The sequence below is a fragment of the Flavisolibacter nicotianae genome (assembly GCF_003628535.1).
Classification (GTDB): Bacteria; Bacteroidota; Bacteroidia; order Chitinophagales; family Chitinophagaceae; genus Flavisolibacter; species Flavisolibacter nicotianae.
The window spans coordinates 1-2,746 of the sequence record NZ_RBCI01000036.1 but is presented as its reverse complement, the minus strand read 5'-3'; the positions used below and the strand labels follow the sequence as shown (position 1 = coordinate 2,746).

Annotated in this window: 4 protein-coding genes; all 4 read left to right on the top strand. The window is 40.0% G+C overall.

Annotated elements, in window-relative coordinates; translation table 11 throughout:
• The first annotated feature begins 135 nt into the window (after positions 1-135).
• The 4 genes from D6024_RS26165 to D6024_RS26145 all read left to right on the top strand — a co-directional run bounded on the left by D6024_RS26165 (position 136) and on the right by D6024_RS26145 (position 2,489).
• Positions 136-369 carry a hypothetical protein gene (locus D6024_RS26165; RefSeq protein WP_121357779.1) on the top strand — a complete coding sequence of 78 codons (234 nt, stop codon included), beginning with the start codon at positions 136-138 and terminating at the stop codon, positions 367-369.
• A gap of 6 nt (positions 370-375) precedes the next feature.
• The gene (locus D6024_RS26160) at positions 376-669 is read left to right on the top strand and encodes a hypothetical protein (RefSeq protein WP_121357778.1); all 294 of its coding nucleotides are present in this window, start codon (positions 376-378) and stop codon (positions 667-669) included.
• A gap of 202 nt (positions 670-871) precedes the next feature.
• On the top strand, positions 872-1,339 hold the full coding sequence (locus D6024_RS26155; RefSeq protein ID WP_121357777.1) for a hypothetical protein: 468 nt from the start codon (positions 872-874) through the stop codon (positions 1,337-1,339).
• 757 nt (positions 1,340-2,096) lie between these two features.
• Complete coding sequence (locus D6024_RS26145) at positions 2,097-2,489, top strand: contact-dependent growth inhibition system immunity protein (RefSeq protein ID WP_121357775.1); 393 nt, start codon at positions 2,097-2,099, stop codon at positions 2,487-2,489.
• The last annotated feature ends 257 nt before the right edge of the window (positions 2,490-2,746 follow it).

The window sequence follows — 2,746 nt, the reverse complement described above, 5'->3', positions numbered from 1 at the left end:
GCCTGCAACATTTTCATCGACTTTTTACTTGTGCCGGAAAAAGACCACCGCCGTGAGCTTTTAAATCACTTTATTCATGCGTAGTTTTGGAAACTAACCGTAGTTTTTAGACAAACTGACGTTAGGCGCAATTCTATGACAATTCACGTTTCAACTTTTAAAGTACTTGCAACAGGCGTTGACGGTGGACACAAGTACATCGAGACGGAACTATTTCATTCAGGACAGCTAAGAAAGCTGACAGCATTGTTCAAAAACAAATCAGAAGAGGCTAAAATTCAAACGGGCGTGACACTTACATTGAGTGGAAAGTTGCAAGATGATGGAAGTGAATATGGACTTTTATTGTTAGACACAGAAATAATCTAATATCGAATGGAAGGCTTAGGTGAATTAATAATTATTCAACTTGTTTACATCATAATTCTTTTTCTTATCATACGGAAGATTATTCGCCAAGGGAAGAAAGCAATCTTTTATTGGATTATTGTTGGACTTTACCTGTTAACTATCACATGGCTGGTGACAGAGTATGTAAATATGCCTGAGACAGGAAACGGTGGTTATGGTTTTGCCATAGGAATGTATTCCATGATAGTACCAGGAATTTTGACATTCATTGCTGCATTAGCTTTCATCATTACACAAGCGACGAAGAAAAGCGGCTAACAGCGGTTTGGCGTCAGTGGGGCATGACGAATAAGCCATCAACTGTTTGCATCTATAAGCAGCAGTTCCGGCACGACGTTCAACATTCAGCTTTAGTACTTAAATTCATCATCGATAATTCAATTCGGCTTCAGTTCAGGGCTGGACGAACAACAAATTCCCCACCGAACGCCAAGCCGATAACCGTTAGCAGCTATTTAGAATGACACCAAAACAAGCGAAGGGTATAGGAGGAAAACAGCTGACAAAGGCAGCTGCTTTCTTATTTGGATTGTACGAACTTGTCTTGTTATTCCATCATACAAGGGGGGATTTTGCAAATGGCTTTCTTTTCTTCATACAAGCACAAACGAATGGGTACTTTCTGGCTTTTATTCTCCTTTTCTTCCTTTCCATGTTCATCATTGGCAGAAGAGCCGGTTATGAAGTCCTTTTGAAGGGAAAGAAATACTACACCGTTGTATTTATTGGCGCTTTTGTGACTACCATAGTGACGCTGTTGTTCTTCGAACTTGCCATGCTCTTAATTTCTTATGGCGAACCACAATTGCTAGAAAGGCGGGAAATTCTAGAAACGTTGTTTGCTTGTTTTGTTGTGCTTCTCATTGCATTGACCTTGTCGTGGCTATGGGCTGTGAAGAAAATAAAGTTGAAAGGCGGCGGTGACTAAAACTAACAGCTGCTAACAGGGTGTTGCTTCAATAGGTGCTGACGAATATGTTTTCAACTTATTGCCTTTATCAAGCAACAGGACGAAAGTGAAGCTGCAGTTTTCCAAATTCACCTACTGACAGCAACACCTTCTCCGTTGGCTGCAACCTTAATGAGATACATTCTAACGTTCATATTGGCGACCTCACTTGTGTCCTGTTTAGACTATTCTAATTCTTTCGAAAAAGATTACTATGAGAGAATAACAGGCATCAAATTCCCGAAAGACTATAAAGTATTGGAGACATTTGACAATATGGAATGGCTGACAGGGACTGTATTTAAGGTCGATACTGCCACTCTACGAAACTTTACAAGGGCATATCACTTCGACACGTTATATAATTTACGGGATATAGAGTTATCAAGCAGGTACTATTTACATAGTCACAAGCCTGCTTTTACTTCTACTAAGAATATCTATTTCATTCGTAAAAGCCAGGAAAAAAATAACTGGACGTATGTTGCCGACTTGAACAGTGGAACACTTTGGGCTGAAATATGGTATCCTGATGGAGGACAATAAGAGCACAAATGACAAGTGTCAGTAAAGCCAAGAAGCAGCCAACATGGCGTTTGTAAAAGAGTGGTTGAAGTGCTAAATTGAACATCAAATCATTAATCAACGGCAAAGCAAACGTGAAGCTGAAGTTTCCAAATGCCACTCCTTCACAAACGCTTTGCCCGTTGTACGCTACAAAACTACCTTTCCTTAGATGCAAGAGCATAGGTCAATAGAGCAATTGGAAAATGATTATTGGCAAGAGGTCAGCTTCCCTTCCAGTTTGGTCGAAAGGTGTTTCAATTATCGAAAAGTTCCTGTTTCAGAGTTGACCACCGAACAATTAAGGCTATTAATTGGACAGCAAATCGGTTTGCGCTTCACAATTCCAAAAGCGATAAATGTGCTTCAAGCAGATGTTTTAGCCGAGGGTGATTATTATCCTGGCGACTTACTTAACTCACTACTTGGTCTATCTGAGGAAGGTTGGAACCTATATCCAAACGAAAAAATCAAGTTTGTAGAACTGCTTCGTCAGAATATTTCAACTATTGAACGAACAGAAAACAAGGAACTTATCAGAAAGACCAAGGATTATCTTTCCTGACAGCAGCGTACAACATAGGCTTCATGCAATACAGGCAGAAGAATATGTGCTCAACAAAAGATTTGCTATTTTGCTTCACCAAAGGATTGAGGCCGCAGAACACAAAATACCAGTACTGCATAAAGCCTCGTCACGTTATACGCGACTAAACAACCTTCCCTTTGATGCGAGCTTTTTACATTCTTTCTGGTTTATTTCTTCTCACCTTTGTTTGTCTCATTCCATTGCCTCGACATTTTCGGGAATACAGGGTTCAG